This window comes from Kitasatospora sp. NPDC101108 (genome assembly GCF_055584725.1).
The window spans coordinates 131,511-153,574 of record NZ_JBVJLM010000006.1; the positions used below are offsets into that span (position 1 = coordinate 131,511).

Below are 22,064 nucleotides of genomic sequence, written 5' to 3' on the forward strand. Positions count from 1 at the left end.
AAAAGAAGTTAGGTAAGCCTAACTTTATCGCCCTTGACCTGGCGGAACGTTCTCGGGGCACCCAGAACCACCCGAGCGAGTGAACCTCCCCCGGTGCCGCCTGCGCCGCCCCGGCCAGCCCAACGACCGACCCGTCGAAAAGTCACGCGCCCGACCGCCCTCGACTGCCCCCGACCACCACCGGCCACTGCCGACTACTTCCGACCGGATCCGCCGGGGTGGGCCGGGACGTCACCGCCCCTTCCACCGGTAGCAGAGCTCCGGCCGCCCCACGCTCCCGTACTGCGGCTCGCGCACCGCCCGTCCGGTGTCCACCAGGTGTTCCAGGTAGCGCCGCGCGGTGATCCGGGACACCCCGGCGGCGGCACCGGCGGCCGCCGCCGACAGCCCGGTCGAAGCCTCCCGCAGCACCGAGGCGACGGTGTCCAGGGTGGGCGCGCTCAGTCCCTTGGGCAGCGAACTGCGCTCGGGCGTGCGGAGCAGGGCCAGCGCCTGGTCGACCTCGTCCTGTCCGGTCGCCTCCCCGGTGCGCCCGAGGCTGTCCCGGTAGCGGGCGTAGCGCTCCAGCCGGTCGTGCAGGGCCGCCGCGCTGAACGGTTTCAGCAGGTACTGGACGACCCCCGCCGAGACCGCCTGCCGGACCATGGCGAGGTCACGCGCCGAGGTCACCGCGATGACGTCGGTACCGTGCCCGGCGGCGCGCAGCGTGCGGCACAGCTGGAGGCCGTGACCGTCCGGCAGGTAGAGGTCGAGCAGGGTGAGGTCGACGGGCGCTCCGGCGCCGCGCGCCCGCTCCAGGAAGCGCAGCGCGTCCGCGCAGCTGTGGACGGTGCCGACGGCGTGGAAGCCGGGCTCGCGCTCGACGTACAGGGTGTGCGCGGCGGCGGCCACCGGGTCGTCCTCCACGACCAGGACGGAGATCCCGCTGCGGGCCCCTTCGGCGGCGCCGGTCACGCCGGGGCCCCTTCGCGCTCCCGCACCCGTCCGGCCAGCGGCAGCCGTACGGTGAGCACCGCGCCGCGCTCGCGCCCGACCTCGACGGTGCCGCCGTTGCGCCGGGCGGCCTGGGCGACCAGCGCCAGCCCGAGGCCGTGCCCGCGGCCGTCCTGCTTGGTGCTCCAGCCGCGCCGGAACACGTCCTCGACGGCGGAGGGGTCGATGCCCGCCCCGGTGTCGGCGACCCGCAGCAGCAGGCAGGCGCCGTCCCAGCCGCCGCCTCCTCCGCCGTCACCACCGTCACCGCTGTCACCGCCATCGCCGCCGACGGCACCGCCACCGCCACCGCCGGCACTGCCGGCACCGTCGCCGCCGCCGTCCCGCGGGTCCTCGATCCGCGCGGTGACGGTGACCTCCGGGGCGACCGGGCTCTGCGCGGACCCGGCGATCGCGGCGTCCACCGCGTTGTCGATCAGGTTGCCGAGGACGGTGATCAGGTCGCGGGGGGCGAGCCCGGGCGGCAGCACGCCGTCGTCGATCCGGCTGTCCTCGGTGAGGGTCAGCTCCACGCCCCGCTCGGCGGCCTGGGCCGCCTTGCCGAGCAGCAGCGCGGCCAGCACCGGCTCGCTGACCGCGGCGACCACCCGGTCGGTGAGCTGCTGGGCGAGGGCGAGTTCGGCGGTGGCGAACTCCACCGCCTGCTCGTGGCGTCCGAGTTCGATCAGCGAGACGACGGCGTGCAGCCGGTTGGCGGCCTCGTGCGCCTGAGCGCCGAGCGCCTCGGTGAAGCCGCGCACCGAGTCCAACTCGCCGCTGAGCGACTGCAGTTCGGTGTGGTCGCGAAGGGTCACCACCCGACCGAGGCCGGTACCGATGGTGGAGGTGTTGACCACCACGACCCGCTCGGCGGTCAGGTGGACCTCGTCCCGTACCGGCACCTCGCCGAGCACGGCCGCGACCAGCGCCTCCGGCAGCCCCAGAGCGCCCACCGGGCGTCCGTCCAACTCCCCCTCCAGCCCGAGCAGTTCGCGGGCGGCGTCGTTGCACAGCACCACCCGGTGTGCCCGGTCGAGCAGGATCAGCCCCTCGCGCACCGAGTGCAGGGTCGCCTGGTGGTACTCGTAGAGGTGGCTGAGCTCGTCCGGCCCCATGCCGTGGGTGTGCCGGCGCAGCCGGGAGTTGGCGAGGTAGGTGCCCGCCCCGCCGAGCGCCAGGGCACCCACCGCGACCCCGACCAGGGCGAGCAGCGGCCCGCTCAGCTGGGCGGAGATCGACTCCAGGGTCAGCCCCACGCTGACCAGCGCGACCACCCGGTGCCGGTCGTCCCACACCGGCGTGACCACCCGCACGGACGGGCCGAGGGTGCCGGTGTACGTCTCGCTGCGGGTCCGGCCGGCCAGCGCCCAGTCGATGTGCCCGCGGTACGGCTTGCCGATCTGCTCGGGCAGCGGGTGGGTCCAGCGCACCCCGTCGGTGTCCATGACGGTGATGAAGGAGACCCCGGCGTCCTGGCGCACCTGCTCGACGTACGGCTGGAGCACCGCGGTCGGGTCGGGTCCGCCGACGGCCGAGCGCACGGTCGGCGAGTCGGCGACGGCGTGGGCGACCGAGGTGACCTCGCGGCGGGCCGCGTCCTCGGTGCGGTCGGCGGTGAACAGGTACGCGAGCACCGCGCCGCCCGCGACCACGGCGGCGACGATGACCACCTGGACGACGAACAGCTGCCCGGCCAGGCTGCGGACCAGCCGGTGCGGCAGGGGGAACCACCGGTGACGCGAGCGGGTGGGGGCGGTGCTCACGGACATGCCTGCCAGTGTGCACCACGGCCCGGGCCACCCCCAGGGGTCGGACCGCGTGCGCATGGGCCGGACCGCGCCCGCCGGGGGCGACCCGCGTCCGCAGGGCCCCTGGCCGTTCCCGTCGCACCGTGAACTCTATGAACGCAAACGTGACCTCCGTCACGCCCGAAGCCCATAGTCGGAGCGGCCCACCACCCGGGGCCACCAGGACTGCAGGGCGAAGGAGCCGCAGATGTCGATCACCGAGACCGCCACGGCGGGGGGACCCAGACGCAAGGATCGGACCCACTACCTCTACCTGGCGGTGATCGCCGCGGTGATCGCGGGCGTGGTGGTCGGGTTGACCGCCCCCGGCTTCGCCGTGGAGCTGAAGCCGATCGGCACCGGGTTCGTCAATCTGATCAAGATGATGATCAGCCCGGTGATCTTCTGCACCATCGTGCTGGGCATCGGCTCGGTCACCAAGGCCGCGAAGGTCGGCAAGGTCGGCGGCCTCGCGATCGGCTACTTCCTCGTCATGTCGACCATCGCGCTGGCCATCGGCATGGTCGTCGGCAATCTGCTGGAGCCCGGCGGCGGCCTGCACCTGACCGCCGCGCTCGCCAAGTCCGGCCACGCCCAGGCGGCCGCCGGCGGCGCCCAGTCGACCACCGACTTCCTGCTCGGGATGATCCCCGACACCCTGTTCTCGGCCCTCACCCAGGGCAAGGTGCTGCAGACCCTGCTGGTCGCGCTGCTGGCCGGCTTCGCACTGCAGGCGATGGGCCCGGTCGGCGCCCCGGTGCTGCGCGGGATCGAGCACCTCCAGCGGCTGGTGTTCCGGATCATGTCGATGATCATGTGGGTCGCGCCGGTCGGCGCCTTCGGGGCGATGGCGGCGGTGGTCGGGGCGACCGGCGTCGACGCGCTGAAGAGCCTCGCCGTGATCATGATCGGCTTCTACGTGACCTGCGCGCTCTTCGTCGTCGTGGTGCTCGGCGCGCTGCTGCGCCTGGTCGCCGGGATCAACGTGTTCGCGCTGCTCAAGTACCTCGGACGCGAGTTCCTGCTGATCCTCTCGACCTCCTCCTCCGAGAGCGCGCTGCCCCGCCTGATCGCCAAGATGGAGCACCTCGGCGTCAGCCGCCCGGTCGTCGGCATCACCGTGCCGACCGGCTACAGCTTCAACCTGGACGGCACCGCGATCTACCTCACCATGTCCTCGATCTTCATCTCCGAGGCGATGGACAAGCCGATGTCGATCGGCGAGCAGGTCTCGCTGCTGGTGTTCATGGTGATCGCGAGCAAGGGCGCGGCCGGGGTCACCGGCGCCGGGCTGGCCACCCTCGCGGGCGGGCTGCAGTCGCACAAGCCGGCACTGGTGGACGGGGTCGGCCTGATCGTCGGCATCGACCGGTTCATGTCGGAGGCCCGCGCGCTCACCAACTTCGCGGGCAACGCGGTCGCGACCGTGCTGATCGGGCACTGGACCGGCGAACTGGACGCCGAGCGGGCCGGCCGGGTGCTGAGCGGCGCGCTGCCGTTCGACGAGCTGACGCTGGTCGACAGCCACGGCCCCGCCCGCCCCGCGCCGGAAGCCGATCCCGCGCCGGGGAACGGCCCCGCGCCGGAGGCCGTCCCGGCCGCGGCGACGACCACCGGCTGAGCGACCACGAGCTGAGCGACCACCGCCCACTCCCCCGGTCCGGCGCCGTCACCAACCCCGGAAAGGCGCCGGACCGGGGGTTCCCGTTCGGCCGGGGCGTTCGGCCGGGGGAGCACCGTTCGCCGTGGAGCCCTCGTCCGGCCCCGCGCCCGTCCGACCGCGGTTCACAGTTCCTGCGAGCCGCTGACCGCCCAGGCCACCCCGCTGGCCGGATCCTCCAGTGCAACGTGGAGATGGCGCAGCCCGGCGGCCGGCTCATGCCAGGTGAAGCAGCGCATCCGGGCCACCAGGGCGTCCACCTCGGAGCGGTCCTGGCCGTTCACGCCGGCCATCGCGCCCAGCGCACGCCAGAGGCGCACCCGCCCGTGGGCGCAACCGTGCGTCCGGCCCACCGCGGCGGCCTGCACCAGCGCCGGGTAGACGAGCGCGAACGGCAGGAACCCGCCGAGCACCCGCCGGCCCCGGGCCAGTACGGCGGCCGCCTGCGGAGCCGGGCCGCGCACACAGACCACCTCGGCCCAGGGCACCAGCGCGGCAAGCTCGGCGAGGCCCCGGGTGACCCGCTGCCCGCCCGGCCGGGCGGCGGTCTGCGGAAGTCCGACCTCGCCCAGGCCCTCCCGGCTGGCCGGCAGGGTCAGCACCGCACTGCGCGCACCCCCGCCCGGCAAGTACTCGCGCACCCGCGAGGCCTCGTCCCAACCCGCCTTCTCCCAGGGCTCCAGGCTCAGCGGCACACCCTCCGGGTCGGGCTCCGCCCCGTACGAGAGGTCCTCCCCGAGCAGCACCCGGGTGTGGGCGACCAGGCGGCGCACCGGCGCCGGACCGAGCAGCGGCGCCAGCCGCAGCCAGGAGTGGCGGGTCGCCAGCACCTCCCAGAGCGGACCGGCGTCGTGGTCGGCCACCCCGGCGACCGTCCCCTCGCCACCGTCCGCGTCGAACAGCCGGACGGCCAGTTCGGGCGGCGCCGCGTAGGCGATCAGATGGCCGAGCGGCGCGGTCAGGGCCACCGCGGCCTCCTCCCCGGCCTGCGCGACGGCGGCCGCCCGGCCCTGCCGGTAGGCGGCGAGCAGCTCGGGCCAGCGGCCGTCCTCGGCCAGGGCGCGGAGGCTGTGGTCCTCGTACGTGATCACGATTTTCAATGTACGGGCCGGGGCCGCGCATCAGCCGACTTGCCGTCGGCTCGGTGCGTCGGGGGCGCGGCCTCCGGGCGGCCTCCGGGCGGCCGCCGGTCGTCAGGGGTCGTGCCGTCGCTCGTGCTCCAGGACGGCGCGCAGCCGGCGATGGGCGCGGCGGCGGGTGACGGCCAGGGTGCTGCGGTGCAGGCCGAGCAGTTCGGCGGCCTCGTCGACGGAGTAGCCGTCGAGGTCCACCAGCACCACGACGCGGGCCTGCTTGACGGTCAGGAAACCGAGCAGCCGGACCACCTCCCAGCGCGCCTGCAGCTCGGCCATCCCGCCGTGCGGCGGATCGAGCGCGGCGCGGCCGAGCTCCACCGCCTCGGCCGGCTCGGGCACCTCGGGCAGGACCACCCGGCGGCGCTCCCGGCGCCACTGGTCGCGCAGGATGTTGGCCATGGTGGTGAACACGTAGGCGTACGGCTGCGGATGGCTGAGGAAGCGCTCGGGGCGGCGGGCGATCCGCAGGTACGCGTCGTGGACGATGTCGCCGGCGGCGAGCGGACTGCCGGTGAGCATCGCCGCGGCCTGGTGGAGTCTGGGCAGAAGATCCGTGAACACCCGGTTGAAATCGGTGGATTGGCGTTCCGTGGGCTCAGGGCCGAAATCCTTGCGCCGTCCGCCCGCGTACCGTCCGCTGCATTCCGCCATGCCGTTCTCCCCGGAAATCGGCATTCCGAACGCCCAGTCGGGGCTGGCCCCAGCCCGACCGGACAGGTTGTGACACAGGTCACATCATAGGCCGTCCTCTCACCGTGCGCAGTCATTCGTGTGCAATTGGTCATCGGCCGGACGGGAGGCGGGAATTCACCTCCGCAGACCGTCGCCCGGCCGGGGACACCGGGGGCGTTCCGCCCGATGGAAGACGTTGAGCGAGGAGAACCGTCATGCGAGGCTGCATCGCCAGGAAGATCGCCACGTTCGGGATGGCCGCCGCGGCCGCCCTGGGCATGCTCGGGACTGCCAGCCTGCCGGCCGCCGCGGCGCCGGCCGACGACCAGAGCATCACCCCGGGCGCGGCCGCGGCCTCGCCGCACGTCGCGGCCTCCCCCTACCACTGCGTGATCACGGCCAACTACGGGTGGCGCTGGGAGGGTTACTGCAACGTCTACTCCGGCCAGCTGCGCACCATCACCTACTGCGCCAACGGCAGCTACTCCGTCGGCCTGTGGATCGGCGCCCGGCCGGAGGCCTGGGCGGTCTGGGGCAACTGCCCGGGGTCGACCTGGACGAAGATCGTGTTCCAGTGGCACAGCTGAGCAGGTAGCGGCCGCTGGAGCGGCGACGACGAACAGATGACAGCGGACAGCTGACAGATTTCGAAATCTGTCAGCTGTCCGCTGTCATCTGTTATCTGTCACCTGTTATCCGTCACGCGCCTTCCGGGATCCGTCAGCGGACCGGCGAGACCTCCGCCAGCAGCCGGGCCGCGTGCATCCGGCCGGCGTGCTCGACCAATTTGATCAGCACCTCCTTGCCGGAGGCGCGCTGCCGGGCGTCGCACGGCACCACCGGCGTACCGGGGTCCAGGTCCAGTGCGCGGGCGACCTCCTGGGGACCGTACTCGCGCGTCCCGGCGAAACGGTTCACCGCGACGACGAACGGAATGCCGCGGTGCTCGAAGAAGTCCACGGCCGGGAAGCAGTCGGTCAGCCGGCGGGTGTCCGCCAGCACCACCGCACCGAGCGCGCCCTGCGCCAGTTCGTCCCAGAGGAACCAGAACCGGTCCTGGCCCGGGGTGCCGAACAGGTAGAGCGCCAGCCCCTCGCGGATGGTGATGCGGCCGAAGTCCATCGCCACGGTGGTGGTGGTCTTGCGTTCCACTCCGTCCAGGTCGTCCACCCCGCGCCCGGCCTCGGTCAGCCGTTCCTCGGTGCGCAGCGGGCGGATCTCGCTGACGGCGCCGACCAGCGTCGTCTTGCCGACCCCGAAACCGCCCGCCACCAGGATCTTGAGCGCGAGCACGGAGTCGGCCGGGTCCACCGGGTCGGACGGCCGGCGGTCGGACGGGTGGTCAGAGTGCACGGAGCCCATGGAGGACCTCCTGGAGGATGCGCTCGTCGGGGAGCAGGGCGGGCGGGACGGGGCGGCTGACCCGGATGAGCCCGGCCGCCAGCAGGTCGCCGAGCAGCACCCGCACGACCCCCACCGGCAGGTCGAGGTCGGCGGCCAGTTCGGCCACGGAGAGCGGAGTGCCCCGGCAGAGGCCGAGGATGCGCGCCTGCTCCGGGCCGACCGGCGGCTCGGGCGCTCCCGGTCCGAGCGCCGGGTCCGGGAGGTCGGACACCACCACGGCGATCAGGTCGAACTGCTGCTCACCGGCACCGGTCCGGCCGCCGGTCACGGTGTACGGGCGGACCAGCGGCCCGGCCTCGTCGTCGTACCAGCGGGCCCGGTGAGCGGCCGCGAGCGGATTGCGGGGCGGCCGACCGGGGTCGGCCCGCGGATGCTCCGGGTGTCGCTGGTGGTACGGATGGAACGCGGGCTCCGACCGGTACGGGCGGTCCGGGTGGGACACCGTCCTCACCCGCCGTGCACCGTACGGGGCGGGGCGCTCAGGTGCTCGCCGACCCGGCGGACCAGTCTGGCCATCTCGTACGCGATCAGCCCGAGATCGGCCCGGGCGCTGGCGAAGACGGCGAGGCAGGTGCCCTCTCCGGCCGCGGCGACCAGCAGGTAGCCGCCCTCCAACTCGACCAGTGTCTGGCGGACTTCACCCGCGCCGAAGTGCCGGCCGGCGCCCTTGGCGAGGCTGTGGAAGCCAGAGGCGACGGCGGCCAGGTGCTCGCCGTCCTCGCGTTCCAGACCGGCCGAGGTGCCCATGGCCAGGCCGTCGGCGGAGAGCATCACGGCGAAGCGGACCTCGGGAGAACGCTGGACCAACTCGTCGAGGAGCCAGTTCAGTTCCCCCGTGCGCTGGGTGGTGCCGATCACGGCCGGTCTCCTTCGGGTCGGACTTCGGGGTGGGCGTCGGGTCGGTGGTCGGATCGGATATCCGGGCGGTGGTCGGATCGGTGGTCGGGCCAGTGGTCGGGCCGGTGGTCGAATCCGTGGCCGGGTCGGCGGTCGACAAGGCCCTCGGTTCGGGCGGAGGTTCGCTCATCGAACCGCCGGTCAGGTCGCAGGCCGCGCGCCCAGCCGCTCTGGAAGGCGGACATCGCCGCCCGCGCCGCCTCCGGACTGCGGCTCTCGGGCCCCGCGCCCGCCCCGGTGGTGGCCGTACGGCGACGGCGCGGGGCGGCGTCGGCCGGGGTCTCCCGCAGCTGCGGCACGAGGCTCGCCTGGCGTACCCGGCGCGGCAACTCCTCGGCACCGTCGACTGATTGGCGCTCGCCCGGTGGCCGCGCGGTCGCCGTGCGGTGCGGCGGCGGCGAACCGGGCTGCGGACGGGAGGCGGCACCCGGGTCCCCGTCCGCAGCCGGTCCGGCCGCCCGGGCGCCGGGGGCCCGGGCGGGGGTGCGGCGCACCGGCCCGGGGTCTCCGCCCCGGACGCCGAAGGGCAGCAGCGCCCCGCCCTCCGGCGACGGCCCACCCGCCGCCGGAAGCTCGATCTCCGTCCCCCCGCCGCCCCGGAAGGCCGGGGCCGGTCCGGGCTGAGGCCACGCCGCAGGGCCGCCCGGACCGGGCGCCGCGACCGGAGCCGGCGCCGGAGTCACAGCCGGCGCCGGAGCCGAGGTCACAGCGGGAGCCGGCGCCGGAGCCGAGGTCACAGCGGGAGCCGGCGCCGGAGCCGGGGTCACAGCGGGTGCCGAGGTCGGAGCGGTGGCCAGGGCCGGTCCGTCCGGCACGTACGCGGCGTCCAACTCCGGTATCACGTCGAAGCTTTGCCCCCTCTCCTCCCGCCCGTCGGCCAGCAGTTCGGTGGGCAGCAGGACCACCGCGGTGGTTCCGCCGTACGCCGAGGTCACCAGCGAGACCCGCACGTCGTGCCGGCGGGCGAGCCGGCTGACCACGAACAGGCCGAGCCGGTCGCTGTCGAACAGGTCGGCCTGCTCGGCGGCGGCGATCCGCCGGTTGGCGGCCGCGAGCGCGGTCGGGCCCATCCCGAGGCCGCGGTCCTCGATCTCCAACGCGTAGCCGTTGCCGACCTGTTCGCCGCGGATGTGCACCCGAGTGTGCGGTGGGGAGAAGCCGGTGGCGTTCTCCACCAGTTCGGCCACCAGGTGGGTCAGGTCGGCGACGGCGTGGCCGACCACGGCGGCGCGCGGCAGCGGGTGCACCTCCACCCGGGCGTACTCCTCGACCTCCGAGACGGCCGCCCGGACCACGTCCACCAGCGGGACGGGCCGGCGCCAGGCCCGGCCGGGGGCGGCCCCGGAGAGGATGATCAGCCCCTCGGCGTGGCGGCGCATGCGGGTGGTGAGGTGGTCCAGCCGGAACAGGTCGGCGAGCTCGGACGGGTCCTCGGTGCGCCGCTCCATGGCGTCCAGCAGGGTGAGTTGGCGGTGCACCAGGACCTGGCTGCGGCGCGCGAGGTTGACGAACACCCCCGACACCCCGGAGAGCACCTCGGCCCGTTCCACCGCCGCCGTGACGGCCGCCCGCTGCACGGTGCCGAGCGCCCGGTGCACCTGGCCGATCTCGTCGTCGCGGCCCACCGGACACGGCGCCTCGGTCTCGATGTCCACCTCCTCGCCGGCGCGCAACTTCCGCATGGTGGCCGGGAGTTTGCGACCTGCCAGGTCAAGTGCCGAGTTGCGCAGGCCGGTCAGCTCGGTGACCAGGCCACGGCCGATCTGCACCGAGATCACCAGCGAGGCGACCACCCCGAGCAGACCGAGCAGCACGGCCATCCCGGCCGGGGTGAACAGGCCCAGGGCGTAGGGGTTCTGGCGCTCGGCGGCGAGTCGCCCGGCCCGGTCCTCGATGCCGCGCAGCCCGTCGGTGACACTCCCGGCCACCACCGCCCACCGGTCCGGTGGCACCGCGGCGACGGCAGCCCGGCCGTCGGCGGCGGTACGGACCTTCTCCTCGTAGCCGACCAGTTCGCGGTGGTCCGGCCCGGCGGCCAGGGCGAGCAACAGGTCCCGGTCGGCGGAGCCCAGATCGGCGGCCGCGCCCTGCTCGAACGTGCGCCGGGCGAAGGCCACCCCGGAGAACTCGCGCAGCTGGTCGTCGCCGAGCTCGCCGGAGAGCTGGGCGGAGCGCAGCAACGCGTCCTCGCGGGTGAGGAGTTCACGGGAACGGGCCAGGTCCAGCAGCGTCCGGGTGTCGGTACCGGCGTGACCGTCCTGGAGCGGCGCCACGGCACCGGACACGGCCAGCGCCCGGTCCACCGCCTCGCCGTACGCGGCGTACGCCTCGGGCCAGCCGACGCTCCGGGCCAGCACCCTGCCGCGCAGCTCGGGCAGGGCGGCGAGGGAGTCGCCGAGGGCGTCCAGCCGGGCAGCGGCGTCGGCGCCCAGGCCCTGGGCGTCGGCACGGTTGTAGCGCTCATCGGGGTGGCGGGGGTCGGGGAACAGCGGGGCGAGCGCCCGGTCGGTGGCGGCGGCGGCCTCGCGCAGGGCGCTCTCCCGGCCGGCGGCGGGCACGGTGCCCGGGACGAGACCCGGCCCGGCCAGCAGCTGACCGGCGGCCGCGCGCTCGGCCTGCAGGCCGGCGACCGTGTCCGCGACGGGGGTGAGCAGGGTGCGCTGGGCGTCGCGCAGGCGCAGCAGGTCCCAGACGCCCTGGGCGGTGGTGACGGTGGCGAAGCCCCAGAGGGCGATGACGGAGACGACCGGCACCATCAGCAGGGCGATGATCCGGGCGCGGACGGTCCGGGGGCGCAGCCCGCGCAGCCAGGGGCCGGGGCGCGGCGCACGGGCGGGCGGCCCGGCATGGGCACCCCGGCGGGTGCCGGGGGCGGTACCACGGTCTTCTCGCATGGGTGTGGGGGCCTTTCGGGCGGGGCGTGCGGAGGCAGGGTTCGTGCTGGACGGGGCTCGGGCTGGACGGGGTTCGGACTGGACGGGGTTCGGACTGGACGGGGCTCCGGCAGGACGGGGCTCGGCCGGGCTCGGGCAGACCGAATGGGGCCGAGGCCGCACAGGGCTCAGGCGGCACAGCGCTCAGGCGGCGCGGTCCCGGCCGTACGGGCCGACGCCGTACGCGCCGACGCGGTGCGGGTCCCGGCCGTACGGGTCGCCGGGCGCCGCGTCCGGGAGGTCGGCCTCCGGGCCGTCGGCCGGCCCGGGGAACTCCTCGACGACCGGCTCCCCCGCGGTCAGGTCACCTGCCCGCTCCCGGGCGGTCGGGGAGAGCGCGACGAACGCGGAGGCGAGGAAGAGGAACGAGCCGAGGCCGACGGCGAGCGGGAAGACGAACTCCATCGGGCTGACGCCGCCGAGGTCGGTACGGGCGGGGTCCAGCTGGACGTGGACGGCGGCCATGCCGATGTAGTGCATGCAGCTGACGGCGAGCCCCATGCCGAGCGAGGCGGCGCCGGCCGCGTACACGTTGCGGATGGTGACGGCGGCCCAGAGCGCGGCGGTGGCGGCGCCGATCGCGACCAGTACGGACAGGGCGACGGTCCCCGCGTCGTAGCCCATTCCGCCGTGCATCCGGACGGCGGCCATGCCCAGGTAGTGCATCGCGGCGACGCCGACGCCGGTGGTGACGCCACCGCCCAGCAGGGCGAGGCCGCGGTGCCGGCCGTAGCAGACCACGGTCAGGCCGAGACCGGTGACCACCACCGCGACCAGCAGGCTCAGCACGGTCAGCAGCACGTTGTAGCGCAGCTCGGTGCCGTCGACGGCGAAGCCGAACATGGCGACGAAGTGCATCGTCCAGGTCCCGGAGCCGATCGCGGCGGCGGCGGTGAGCAGCCAGTTCCGGCGGGTGTCGCCGGTGGCGGCCAGTCCGCGCAGGGTGCAGCGCAGGCCTAGGGCGGCACCGGCACAGGCCATGGCGTACGAGAGGACGGGTGTCAGCCAGCCGAAGCTGAAGTGGTTGAGGGTGCCCATGGGACCTCCGGTCGACCGGTCGGGCCCGGGGCGGTCAGCGGTGCGCCCGGGCACCCCCGGTCGGGCGGACTGCACGTGGAGGCATATGCCAGCCACATGTGCGCTTCCGACCTGGGGTGCGTGGGACGCTATCGAGCGGCTGGAATCGCTCAGACGAAGATCTGAAAAGCTGCACACGCGGCCGGGGCGATGTGTTCGAATGAACCGGTCGTGTGCCCGGAGGGCCGGCCGTCCGTCGGCGAACGACGAACAGCGGGGCCCGCCCTCCGCCGCCCGTCACCCCACCGGCGAGACCCGCACCCGCATGGCGCCGGCCGCCCGGAGGGTGACCCCCTGCGCGAGTGCCACCCGTCGGTCCACCACCTCCAGCTCGAAGTCCCGCAGCAGCAACCCGAGGGTCAGCACCGCCTCCAGCATCGAGAAGTGCTGCCCGATGCACGCCCGCGGCCCGCCCCCGAACGGGAACCAGGCGTACCGGTGGCGCGCCTTCTCCGCCTCCGGCAGGAACCGGTCCGGGTCGAAGCGCTCCGGCTCCACCCAGTGGTCCGGGTGCCGGTGGGTCACCAGCGGCGCGACCACGAGCTGCGCCCCCGCCGGGATGAGGTAGCCGTCGATGACCGTCTCCTCGACCGCCCGCCGCCCGACCAGCGACGCCGCCGGGAAGAGCCGCATCGCCTCCTTGAGCACCCGGGTGATGTAGGGCAGCCGCTCCAGGTCCGCCGCCGTCGGCGCCCGCCCGGCCAGGACGGTCCGCGCCTCCTCCTGGGCGAGCTTGCGCTGCTCCGGGTGCTTGGCCAGCAGGTGCAGTGCGAAGGCCAGCGAGGTCGCCGTGGTCTCGTGCCCGGCGAGCAGGAACACCAGGACCTGGTCCCGGAGTTCGTCCGGATCCAGCCGCTCGCCGTCCTCGCCGCGCGCCCGCCCGAGCAGGGTCAGCAGGTCGTCGGCGTCCTCGTCGCCGCCCCCGCGGGCGGCCCGCTCGGCGATGATCCGGTCGCAGACCTCGTACAGCGCCCGCTGCGCCGCCAGGCCGCGCCGGTTGCTCGGCGTCGGCCAGGTGCGCGGGAGCCGGACCGGCGTGAAACCGCGATCCATGATGTACGCGCCGAGCACCGGGAAACTGCGGTTCACCACCTCCACCGCCTCGTCCACGTCGGCGCCGAAGAGGATCCGCGCGACCGCGCGCAGCGCGAACCGCGACATCTCCTCCGCCGCGTCCACGACCCCGTCCGGCACCGCCCGCCACCGCTCGGTGAGCGCCTGCGCCTCCTGGGCGAGCGCGTCCGCGTAGCCGTCCACCCGGCGCCTGGTGAACAGCGGCTGGACGAGTCGCCGCTGCCGCTGGTAGACCTCGTCCTGGCTGGTCAGCAGCCCGTTGCCGACGCTGGTCCGCAGCTCGTCGTAGAAGTTGTTCTCCTTGCGGAAGTTCGCCGCCTCGCTGCCCAGCACCTGGTGGACGCCCTCCGGCGAGAACACCCCGTAGAACTCGACGCGCAGGCCGGGCGGCCCGACCAGGAAGCGCACCACGTCCCCGTGGTCGCGCCGGGCCGCCAGGTAGGTGCGCAGCGGGCGTCGGGTGAGGTCGAAGAGCGAGCCGACCAGGGGGTTCCCGACCGGTCCGGGTATGGCGGGTGCGGTGGCCATCGGCACTCCTTCTGGACTTTCCGGCGTTTGTCGGATCGGCGCCGGCTGCGCTTGGTGACCCTCCAACCTTACTGACGGGTATTCAGCCGAGGAAGCCGCTCACTCGTACTCGGTGCCGCCCTTGCGGGTCAGATAGGCGTCGCTGACCACCTTGGCGATCGCCCGCCCGCCGAGCAGCGGACTCCACCGCTCCACCACCGGCCGGACCACCACGCCCTCGCGCAGGTGGAGTTCGCGCCCGGAGTGGGTCTCCCTGCCCTGCGCGTACGCCAGCACCGTGGCGGTGTCGAACGGTCCGCGCCACAGTTCGGGCACCAACGGCAGTTCGCCGTCGAGGAGTTCGGCGGCCGGCAGCCAGCTCAGCTGCCCGTCCACCACGGCCGACACGTCGAACGCGGCGTACCCGGGGCGGTCGGTGCGCGCGGAGGCCCCGTACGTGAGGTCCTGCACGCCCTCGCCGAACACCTCGCCGAAGATGCCGACCCGATCGGCGCCCAGCCGTTCGGCCAGCCGGGCCGCCACCGCCGGGAGGTCGTACGCGCGCACTGCCCGCCAGTACAGGTTGCGCTCGTCCTCCACCAGCGCCAGGCCCTGCGCGCCGATCCCCTTGGACGAGACCTGCACCTCACCGGTGGCGGCGGTGTAGGTGACCAGGCAGCAGCTGCCGTGCAGCTTCTCGGTCAGCACCACGGGCTCGCCGGGCTCGAAGACGTCGGGGTGGCGCTTGAGGTTCTCGATGTCCACCCAGGGCAGCAGGTCCGGCGCGCCGACCACCTCGCCGCTCATCGAAGTCGGCACCGGAGGCTGCCACTTGACGATCCCGAGCAGCTCGGCGAAGTCCTCGCCCCGCTCGGCGGCCCCGGCCAGGTCGGTCTCCGAGAGCGCCGCGGGCCGGCAGACGATGCCCTGCGACAGCTCTCCGCGCAGCCGTACCGCCTTCACCCGGTTCGCCGCGCCACCGGCCAGCTTGCCGGTCAGTCCGAGCTCACCGATCAACTCGTCCGGCAGGACGGCCTGTTCGGGGATGTAGACGGCATGGTCACCGGTCCGGTACACGCCCTTCGCGACCACCGCCCGGTAGAGCCCGACCTGTGCCAGCTCCAGGGCGTCGGCGTTCGGGTGCTCCAGGATGACCAGTCTCTCGGCGGTGACTCGCAGCGTGGACATGGACGGACTCCTCCCCGTGGATCCGTATGGATCGACCGTTGGGCCCGGGCGGCCGACGATCGGCCGCGCCTCCGGGCTGCGACCACTCTGACCTCTCCTCCCTCCCTGGTGCGACGGATTTTCCGCCGGCCCCGGCCGCAGCCCTCGCCCTGCCCTCGCGCCGCCCTCGCGCGCCCCGCACGCCTTCGCGTCGCCCCGGCCTCCCACCGCTACCACCTCACCCACCCAGCCACCGCCCGAACCGGAACCGGAACCGTCCGTGCACGGTTGAGCCTTCGCACAGCGGTTCCGAGGCCCCCGCCCCGCCCCGCCTGTGCGAAGCGACAGAGGATTTATGGCTCGCATCTGCGGCACTATGATCGCCGTAATGGCCGCACCTGCGGCCACACCTCCGCGCCCCTTCCGGCGCGATCCCTGGAGGGGAAGCTCCGATGAACGCCCGCAGCACCGCCACCCGCAGACTCGCCGTCGCCGCCGCGGCGGCCCTCGCCCTCAGCCTCGGGGTCACCGCCTGCGGCAGCGACGGCGGCAAGTCCTCCGGCTCCGGCTCCTCCACGGCGACCGCCGCCACCACCGCGAGCGGCGACGCCGGCACCGGGAACGCCCCGAAGGCCAAGGGCGCCGTCACCGTGTTCGCCGCCGCCTCGCTCAAGGAGACCTTCACCGAGCTCGGCAAGAAGTTCGAGGCCGCCAACCCCGGCACCAAGGTCACGTTCAACTTCGGCGGCAGCTCCGCGCTCGCCACCAGCATCAACTCCGGTGCCCCGGCGGACGTGTTCGCCGCCGCCAGCCCGGCCACCATGAAGACCGTCACCGACGCGAGCGGTGCGAGCGGCGAGCCGAAGACCTTCGTCAAGAACACCCTCACCATCGCCGTACCCAAGGGCAACCCCAAGCACATCGCGGGCCTGAAGGACCTCACCGGCTCCGGCGTGAAGGTCGCGCTGTGCGCGAAGGAGGTGCCCTGCGGCGCCGCCGCCCTCACCGCGCTGAAGGCCGCCGGACTCAACCTGACCCCGGTCACCCTGGAGCAGGACGTCAAGGGCGCACTGACCAAGGTCGAGCTCGGCGAGGTCGACGCCTCGCTGGTGTACAGGACCGATGTGAAGGCCGATGCTGCGAAGATCGACGGCGTGGACTTCCCCGAGGCCGACAAGGCCGTGAACGACTACCCGATCGCCGCCCTCGCCAAGGCGCCGAACAAGGACGGCGCGGCCGCCTTCGTCGCCTACGTCCAGTCGCCCGAGGCCAAGCAGGTGCTGACCGCGGCGGGCTTCCAGGCGCCGTGAAGGACCGCACCACCGCACCCGGCGGGGACGGCGGCGACGAACCCGACCGGAGCCGTACCACCGGCCCCGGCCGGGACGACGCCGCCGGGCCCGGCCCGGACGGCGCCGCCGTCGCTGCCGCTGCCGCTGCCACCGAGGCACCGTCGTCCGGACCCGAGAAGGCCCTGCCGCACCACCGGGACACAGGCCGCCCGGGCAGGCGCCGCCCCTTCGGCGCGCGCCGCCACCCGGCCTCGCGGCGCGTCCCGGTCACTCTGCTGCTCCCGGCACTGCTCGGGCTCGCGTTCCTGATCCTCCCGATGGTCGGGCTCCTGGTCCGGGCGCCCTGGAGCAGCCTGTCCGAACAGCTCACCAGCAGCGCCGTCTGGGACGCCCTGCGGCTGTCGCTGATCTGCGCGACGGCCGCCACCGCGGTCTCGCTGGTCCTCGGCGTCCCGCTGGCCTGGCTGCTCGCCCGTACCGAACTGCCCGGACGCCGGCTGGTCCGGGCACTGGTCACCCTGCCGCTGGTGCTGCCGCCGGTGGTGGGCGGCGTGGCGCTGCTGCTGGTGCTCGGGCGGCGCGGGATCGTCGGCTCCTGGCTGGACTCGGCCTTCGGCATCACCCTGCCCTTCACCACCACCGGGGTGGTGGTCGCCGAAACCTTCGTGGCGATGCCCTTCCTGGTGATCAGCGTCGAGGGCGCGCTGCGGGCCGCCGACCCCCGCTACGAGGAGGCCGCCGCGACCCTGGGCGCCTCCCGCCTGACCGCCTTCCGCCGGGTCACCCTGCCGATGATCGCCCCGGGGATCGCCGCCGGGGCCGTCCTGGCCTGGGCCCGGGCGCTCGGCGAGTTCGGTGCGACGATCACCTTCGCGGGCAACTTCCCGGGCCGCACCCAGACCATGCCGCTGGCCGTCTACCTCGCCATGGAGTCCGACCCGGAGGCCGCGATCGCGCTGTCGCTGGTCCTGCTGCTGGTCTCCGTCGCCGTCCTCGTCGGACTGCGCGACCGCTGGATGTCGACCCCGTGACCCGGACCCCTGCCCCGGACCCCCTGATCCGGAACCCGTGCCCCAGGATGCCGAGCCGATGAACCCCCCGCACCGTACGAGCCCCGCGACCCCGGGCCCCGCGACCTCGGGCGCCGCGACCCCCGGCAGCACGCCCCCGGGCGCCACCGCCGGCCCCGCCCTCGACGCCCACCTCCGGATCGACCGCGCCGCCTTCGCCCTCGACCTGGCACTCACCGCCGCCCCCGGCGAGGTGGTCGCGCTGCTCGGCCCGAACGGCGCCGGCAAGTCCACCGCCCTGCGCGCCCTGGCCGGACTGCTCCCGCTCACCGGCGGCCACCTCCGGCTGGACGGCCAGGTCCTGGAGGACCCGGCCCGGCGCCTCCACACCCCCGCCGAACAGCGGCCGGTCGGCGTGGTGTTCCAGGACTACCTGCTCTTCCCGCACCTCAGCGCGCTCGACAACGTCGCCTTCGGCCCGCGCTGCCAGGGCCGCCCCAGGCGCGAGGCCAGGGCAGAGGCGGCGGCGTGGCTGGAACGGATGGGCATGGCCGAGCACGCCTCGGTGCGCCCGGGCCGGCTCTCCGGTGGCCAGGCCCAGCGGGTGGCGCTCGCCCGGGCGCTGGCCGTCCGCCCCCGGCTGCTCCTGCTGGACGAGCCGCTGGCCGCCCTGGACGCCCGCACCCGGCTCGACGTACGGGCCCAACTGCGGCGCCACCTGGCCGAGTTCGAGGCCGTGGCGGTGCTGGTGACGCACGACCCGCTGGACGCGATGGTGCTGGCCGACCGGCTGGTGGTGATCGAGGACGGCCACGAGGTGCAGACCGGCAGCCCGGCGGAGGTCGCGCGCCGCCCGCGCACCGACTACATCGCCCGGCTGGTCGGCCTCAACCTGTACCGGGGCCGGGCCGAGGGCACCCGGGTGACCCTGCCGGACGGGACCGTGCTGACCACCGCCGAGGAACTGTCCGGTCCGGCGTTCGTGGCCTTCCCGCCCTCCGCCGTCACCCTGTACCGGGAGCGGCCGCAGTCCAGCGCCCGCAACCTGTGGCAGGCCGAGGTCACCGGCCTCGACCTGCACGGCGACCAGGTGCGCGCCGAACTCTCCGGCGCCCTGCCGATGGCCGCCGACCTCACCCCGGCCGCCGTCGCCGAACTGGGGCTGGCACCGGGCTCGGCGGTCTGGGCCTCGGTCAAGGCCACCCAGACCCACGCCTACCCGGCCTGACCCGCCGACCGGCCCTCACCGCGCCACGCCGCAAACCGCACCACACCGCCCGACGCGCCCGGACCACCCGGACCGCCCGGACCGCCCGATGCGCCCGCCTGCTCCGGCGGCTACTCCGACGGGCGCTCCGACGACCGCTCCGGCCGCTACTCCGACGGCTCGACGAACCCCGACTCGTACGCGGCGATCACCGCCTGGGTGCGGTCCCGCGCGCCGAGCTTCGCCAGCACACTGCTGACGTGCGTCTTCACCGTCTGCACGCCGAGGACCAGTTGTCCGGCGATCTCCCCGTTGCTGAGCCCGCGCGCCATCAGCCGCAGCACCTCGGCCTCCCGACCGGTCAGGGCCGCCCGGTCCAGGGCCGCGCGGGCGGCGGGATTGCCGTGCCCGGCGGCCAGGCGGCGGATCGCGGACGGGAACAGCAGCGACTCACCGGCCGCCGCCAGCCGTACGGCGTGGGCGATCTCGGCCGGGCGGGAGCGCTTGAGCAGGAAGCCGTCGGCGCCCGCGCGCAGCGCCTGGTAGACGTAGTCGTCGTTCTCGAAGGTGGTGACGACCAGGATCCGCGGCGGCCGCTCCCCCGGCGCGCCGGGGCGCAGCAGTTCGCGGGTGGCGGCCAGGCCGTCCAGGACGGGCATCCGGACGTCCATCAGCACCACGTGCGGGCGCAGCGCGCGGGCCAGAGCCACCGCCTCCGCGCCGTCGGACGCCTCACCGACCACCCGCAGATCGCCCTGGGCCTCCAGGACGGCCCGCATCCCGGCCCGGACCAGTTCCTCGTCGTCGGCGAGCAGGATGTCGGTCACGCCCGTGCCGCCCACCGTCCGGCCGCCGCCTGCAAGATCGTTCGTCACGAGCCCAAGCGTAGGGGCAGCCGGACGTCGAGCACCCACTCCCCGGCCCCGTCGGCGGGCGACCCCGTCGACGGCCCGACGGGGTCGGCCGGCCCGGCCGAGGCCGCGCCGCCGAGCAGCACGGCGCGCTCGCGGATCCCGCGCAGCCCCTTGCCGCCCTTGCGTCCGGCGCCGCCCCGACCCGGCGCCGTCACCAGGCGGTTGGCGCAGCGCAGCTCCAACTGCCCGTCCCGGACAGTGACCTGGACGTCGACCGGCTGACCGGGCGCGTACTTGAGCGCGTTGGTGACGCCCTCCTGGACGATCCGGTAGGACTCGCGCGAGAGCACCCCGGGCAGAACTCCGGGCGGCACCTCGATGCTCGCCTCGACCGGGCTGCCGGCCGCGCGGGCCGTTTCGAACAGCGCGGGCAGCTGGTCGATGCCGGGCTGCTCGGTGGCCACCACGTTCCTCGGCGCGCCACCCGCCGAGGCGCCGCCCGCCGAGGACCCACCCGCCGGGGTCTCGCGCAGCAGGACGAGGGTACGTTCGAGGTCCTCCATCGCCTGCCGCCCGGTCTCCTCGATCACCTGCAGCGCCTTGGCGACGAAGGCCGGGTCACCGACCTCGCGCGCCGCTCCGGCCTGAAGGACCGTCACCGTCAGCGCGTGGCCGATGGAGTCGTGCAGTTCCCGGGCCAACCGGTTCCGCTCCAGCAGCCGTTCGGCCCGCAGCTCCGCCTCCGCCAGCCGCTCCGCCTGGGACGGCCCCAACATCCGCATGGCCATTGCGAGTTGGAGGCGTCCAGCCCATACCACCAGCCAGCCGTAGCCGAGTGCCAGAACCGGCACGAGCGGGAGGTACCGGAGGGCGTGCGGGCCGGTCAGCAGGTCGAAGACCGGGGCGAGGCCGAAGACCGTCGCGAAGCCGACCGCCGAACCGAGCACCACCCGCCCGATCAACCAGGCCGCCGTGCGGCACCGATCGGCCCAGGTGCCGGAGGGCTCGACGCCGATGTCCTCCTCGCGGTCGGGCACCAGCAGCAGCCGGGCCTGCACACCCTCCGCGCGCCGCACCGCCGGGACGAGGGCGACCAGTGCGAGCAGCACGACGTCCAGCGAGACGGCCCGCGTCAGGATCGAACCGAGGCTGGCCTGGTACGTCCCCGGGTAGATCATCAGGATGACGCCCGCGAAGATCCACCCGACCAGCAGGTGCAGCAGCCGGGCGTAACTGGCACCGGCCACCAGTGGCGCGAGGATCGTGGTCGCTCGGCTCCGGATCCGGAGCGCGGTCATTCTTGGCACCGCCCCATCCTGCCAGCTCAGCGGGCGACTCCGGCTCCCCCGCGGGGTCGCCGTCGTCTCCCTCCCGGGAGGGAGGCCGGTCCCCGCTGCGGCGGGATCCGCCCACCCGGTCCGCTCCGGTCGAATGGAACCGCCGCCCGGAGCACGGACGGCGACCAGCTACCAGGAGGGGAAGGCGACCGTGATCGAGATCCAGGGCCTGACCAAGGAGTACGACGGCCGGCGGGTCGTCGACGACCTGTCGTTCGAGGTCCGGCCCGGCGTGGTGACCGGCTTCCTGGGGCCGAACGGCGCCGGGAAGAGCACCACCATGCGACTGGTCCTCGGCCTGGACCGCCCCACCGCCGGGCACGCCCTGGTCAACGGACGCCCGTACGGCAAACTCGCCGACCCGCTGCGGCAGGTGGGCGCGCTGCTGGACGCCCAGGCCCTGCACGGCGGCCGGACGGCCCAGGGCCATCTGCGCTGGCTCGCCGCGAGCAACGGCCTGCCCGCGCGGCGGGTCGGCGAGGTGCTCGCCCAGGTCGGACTGGCGGAGGCCGCCGGGCGACGGATCCGGGGCTTCTCCCTCGGGATGCGCCAGCGCCTCGGCGTGGCCGCCGCACTGCTCGGCGACCCGCCGGTACTGCTGCTGGACGAACCGGTCAACGGCCTCGACCCGGAGGGCATCCGCTGGATCCGCACCCTGCTGCGCGAACTGGCCGCCGAGGGAAGGGCGGTACTGGTCTCCTCCCACCTGATGACCGAAATGTCGCTCACCGCAGACCACTTGGTGGTGATCGGCCGCGGCCGCCTGCTCGCGGACGCCGCCACCTCCGAGTTCATCGACCGCCACGGCCGCACCAGGATCCGGGTCCGGGCGGTGGACGCCGGCAAGTTGGCCGCGCTGCTCGGCGGGACCGGCCACGGCTTCGACGCCGTCGAGGCGGAGGGCGGTGCCTGGGAGGTGACCGGCGCCGAACCCGAGCGGATCGCCGCGCTGGCCGCCGAGCACGGCGTGGTGCTGTACGAGATAGCGGTCCAACAGGACTCACTGGAGGAGGCGTTCATGCGGATGACGGCGGACAGCGTCGAGTACCGCGCGGAGGCCGCCCCCGGCGAGCGCAGC

19 protein-coding genes are annotated in these 22,064 nt (G+C 74.5%); 6 read left to right on the top strand and 13 right to left on the bottom strand.

Annotation, left to right across the window (positions count from 1 at the left end):
- Window positions 1-231: 231 nt before the first annotated feature.
- Complete coding sequence (locus ACZ6Z8_RS15920; RefSeq protein WP_465610067.1) at window positions 232-954, bottom strand: response regulator; 723 nt, start codon at window positions 952-954, stop codon at window positions 232-234.
- Complete coding sequence (locus tag ACZ6Z8_RS15925) at window positions 951-2,741, bottom strand: ATP-binding protein (protein ID WP_465610069.1); 1,791 nt, start codon at window positions 2,739-2,741, stop codon at window positions 951-953. Before ACZ6Z8_RS15925 ends, ACZ6Z8_RS15920 begins: the two co-directional genes overlap by 4 nt.
- 226 nt (window positions 2,742-2,967) lie before the next feature.
- On the opposite strand from ACZ6Z8_RS15925, the gene ACZ6Z8_RS15930 reads away from it, so the two are divergent.
- On the top strand, window positions 2,968-4,380 hold the full coding sequence (locus ACZ6Z8_RS15930) for a cation:dicarboxylate symporter family transporter (RefSeq protein WP_465610071.1): 1,413 nt from the start codon (window positions 2,968-2,970) through the stop codon (window positions 4,378-4,380).
- A 164-nt stretch (window positions 4,381-4,544) separates the two neighbouring features.
- On the opposite strand, the gene ACZ6Z8_RS15935 is transcribed toward ACZ6Z8_RS15930, so the two are convergent.
- Window positions 4,545-5,510 carry a hypothetical protein gene (locus ACZ6Z8_RS15935; protein ID WP_465610073.1) on the bottom strand — a complete coding sequence of 322 codons (966 nt, stop codon included), beginning with the start codon at window positions 5,508-5,510 and terminating at the stop codon, window positions 4,545-4,547.
- A 102-nt stretch (window positions 5,511-5,612) separates the two neighbouring features.
- Window positions 5,613-6,116: an RNA polymerase sigma factor gene (locus tag ACZ6Z8_RS15940; RefSeq protein ID WP_465610075.1), complete on the bottom strand. Its 504-nt coding sequence runs from the start codon at window positions 6,114-6,116 to the stop codon at window positions 5,613-5,615.
- Between the two features lie 326 nt (window positions 6,117-6,442).
- Here ACZ6Z8_RS15940 and ACZ6Z8_RS15945 point away from each other — a divergent pair, with 326 nt between their 5' ends.
- Window positions 6,443-6,814 carry a hypothetical protein gene (locus ACZ6Z8_RS15945; protein ID WP_465610077.1) on the top strand — a complete coding sequence of 124 codons (372 nt, stop codon included), beginning with the start codon at window positions 6,443-6,445 and terminating at the stop codon, window positions 6,812-6,814.
- Between the two features lie 133 nt (window positions 6,815-6,947).
- On the opposite strand, the gene ACZ6Z8_RS15950 is transcribed toward ACZ6Z8_RS15945, so the two are convergent.
- The 7 genes from ACZ6Z8_RS15950 to ACZ6Z8_RS15980 form a co-directional block, all read right to left on the bottom strand.
- The gene (locus ACZ6Z8_RS15950; RefSeq protein WP_465610079.1) at window positions 6,948-7,589 is read right to left on the bottom strand and encodes a GTP-binding protein; all 642 of its coding nucleotides are present in this window, start codon (window positions 7,587-7,589) and stop codon (window positions 6,948-6,950) included.
- Window positions 7,570-7,917 carry a DUF742 domain-containing protein gene (locus ACZ6Z8_RS15955; protein WP_402815756.1) on the bottom strand — a complete coding sequence of 116 codons (348 nt, stop codon included), beginning with the start codon at window positions 7,915-7,917 and terminating at the stop codon, window positions 7,570-7,572. The genes ACZ6Z8_RS15950 and ACZ6Z8_RS15955 overlap by 20 nt, the downstream gene beginning before the upstream one ends.
- A 161-nt stretch (window positions 7,918-8,078) precedes the next feature.
- Entirely contained in the window at window positions 8,079-8,489 is a 411-nt protein-coding gene (locus tag ACZ6Z8_RS15960; protein ID WP_465610081.1) for a roadblock/LC7 domain-containing protein, read from the bottom strand.
- Complete coding sequence (locus ACZ6Z8_RS15965) at window positions 8,486-11,422, bottom strand: sensor histidine kinase (RefSeq protein ID WP_465610083.1); 2,937 nt, start codon at window positions 11,420-11,422, stop codon at window positions 8,486-8,488. The genes ACZ6Z8_RS15960 and ACZ6Z8_RS15965 overlap by 4 nt, the downstream gene beginning before the upstream one ends.
- A 183-nt stretch (window positions 11,423-11,605) precedes the next feature.
- Entirely contained in the window at window positions 11,606-12,499 is an 894-nt protein-coding gene (locus tag ACZ6Z8_RS15970) for an MHYT domain-containing protein (RefSeq protein WP_465610085.1), read from the bottom strand.
- A 276-nt stretch (window positions 12,500-12,775) separates the two neighbouring features.
- Window positions 12,776-14,140: a cytochrome P450 gene (locus ACZ6Z8_RS15975; protein WP_465610087.1), complete on the bottom strand. Its 1,365-nt coding sequence runs from the start codon at window positions 14,138-14,140 to the stop codon at window positions 12,776-12,778.
- A 99-nt stretch (window positions 14,141-14,239) separates the two neighbouring features.
- Complete coding sequence (locus ACZ6Z8_RS15980) at window positions 14,240-15,307, bottom strand: RNA ligase (ATP) (protein ID WP_465610088.1); 1,068 nt, start codon at window positions 15,305-15,307, stop codon at window positions 14,240-14,242.
- Between the two features lie 431 nt (window positions 15,308-15,738).
- Between ACZ6Z8_RS15980 and modA the strand changes: the two genes are divergently transcribed.
- From modA to ACZ6Z8_RS15995, 3 genes are all read left to right on the top strand, one after another.
- Window positions 15,739-16,596 carry a molybdate ABC transporter substrate-binding protein gene (gene modA, locus ACZ6Z8_RS15985; protein WP_465610090.1) on the top strand — a complete coding sequence of 286 codons (858 nt, stop codon included), beginning with the start codon at window positions 15,739-15,741 and terminating at the stop codon, window positions 16,594-16,596.
- Window positions 16,597-16,760: 164 nt separating this feature from the next.
- Window positions 16,761-17,609: an ABC transporter permease gene (locus ACZ6Z8_RS15990; RefSeq protein WP_465610542.1), complete on the top strand. Its 849-nt coding sequence runs from the start codon at window positions 16,761-16,763 to the stop codon at window positions 17,607-17,609.
- Window positions 17,610-17,667: 58 nt separating this feature from the next.
- Window positions 17,668-18,816 (top strand): ABC transporter ATP-binding protein, encoded by a 1,149-nt coding sequence (locus ACZ6Z8_RS15995; protein WP_465610092.1) that lies wholly within the window; start codon window positions 17,668-17,670, stop codon window positions 18,814-18,816.
- Window positions 18,817-18,962: 146 nt separating this feature from the next.
- On the opposite strand, the gene ACZ6Z8_RS16000 is transcribed toward ACZ6Z8_RS15995, so the two are convergent.
- Complete coding sequence (locus tag ACZ6Z8_RS16000) at window positions 18,963-19,574, bottom strand: response regulator (RefSeq protein WP_465610544.1); 612 nt, start codon at window positions 19,572-19,574, stop codon at window positions 18,963-18,965.
- Window positions 19,575-19,666: 92 nt separating this feature from the next.
- Window positions 19,667-20,947 (bottom strand): sensor histidine kinase, encoded by a 1,281-nt coding sequence (locus tag ACZ6Z8_RS16005; protein ID WP_465610546.1) that lies wholly within the window; start codon window positions 20,945-20,947, stop codon window positions 19,667-19,669.
- 190 nt (window positions 20,948-21,137) lie between these two features.
- Between ACZ6Z8_RS16005 and ACZ6Z8_RS16010 the strand changes: the two genes are divergently transcribed.
- The coding region (locus ACZ6Z8_RS16010; protein ID WP_465610094.1) for an ATP-binding cassette domain-containing protein at window positions 21,138-22,064 on the top strand (927 nt) is incomplete at its 3' end.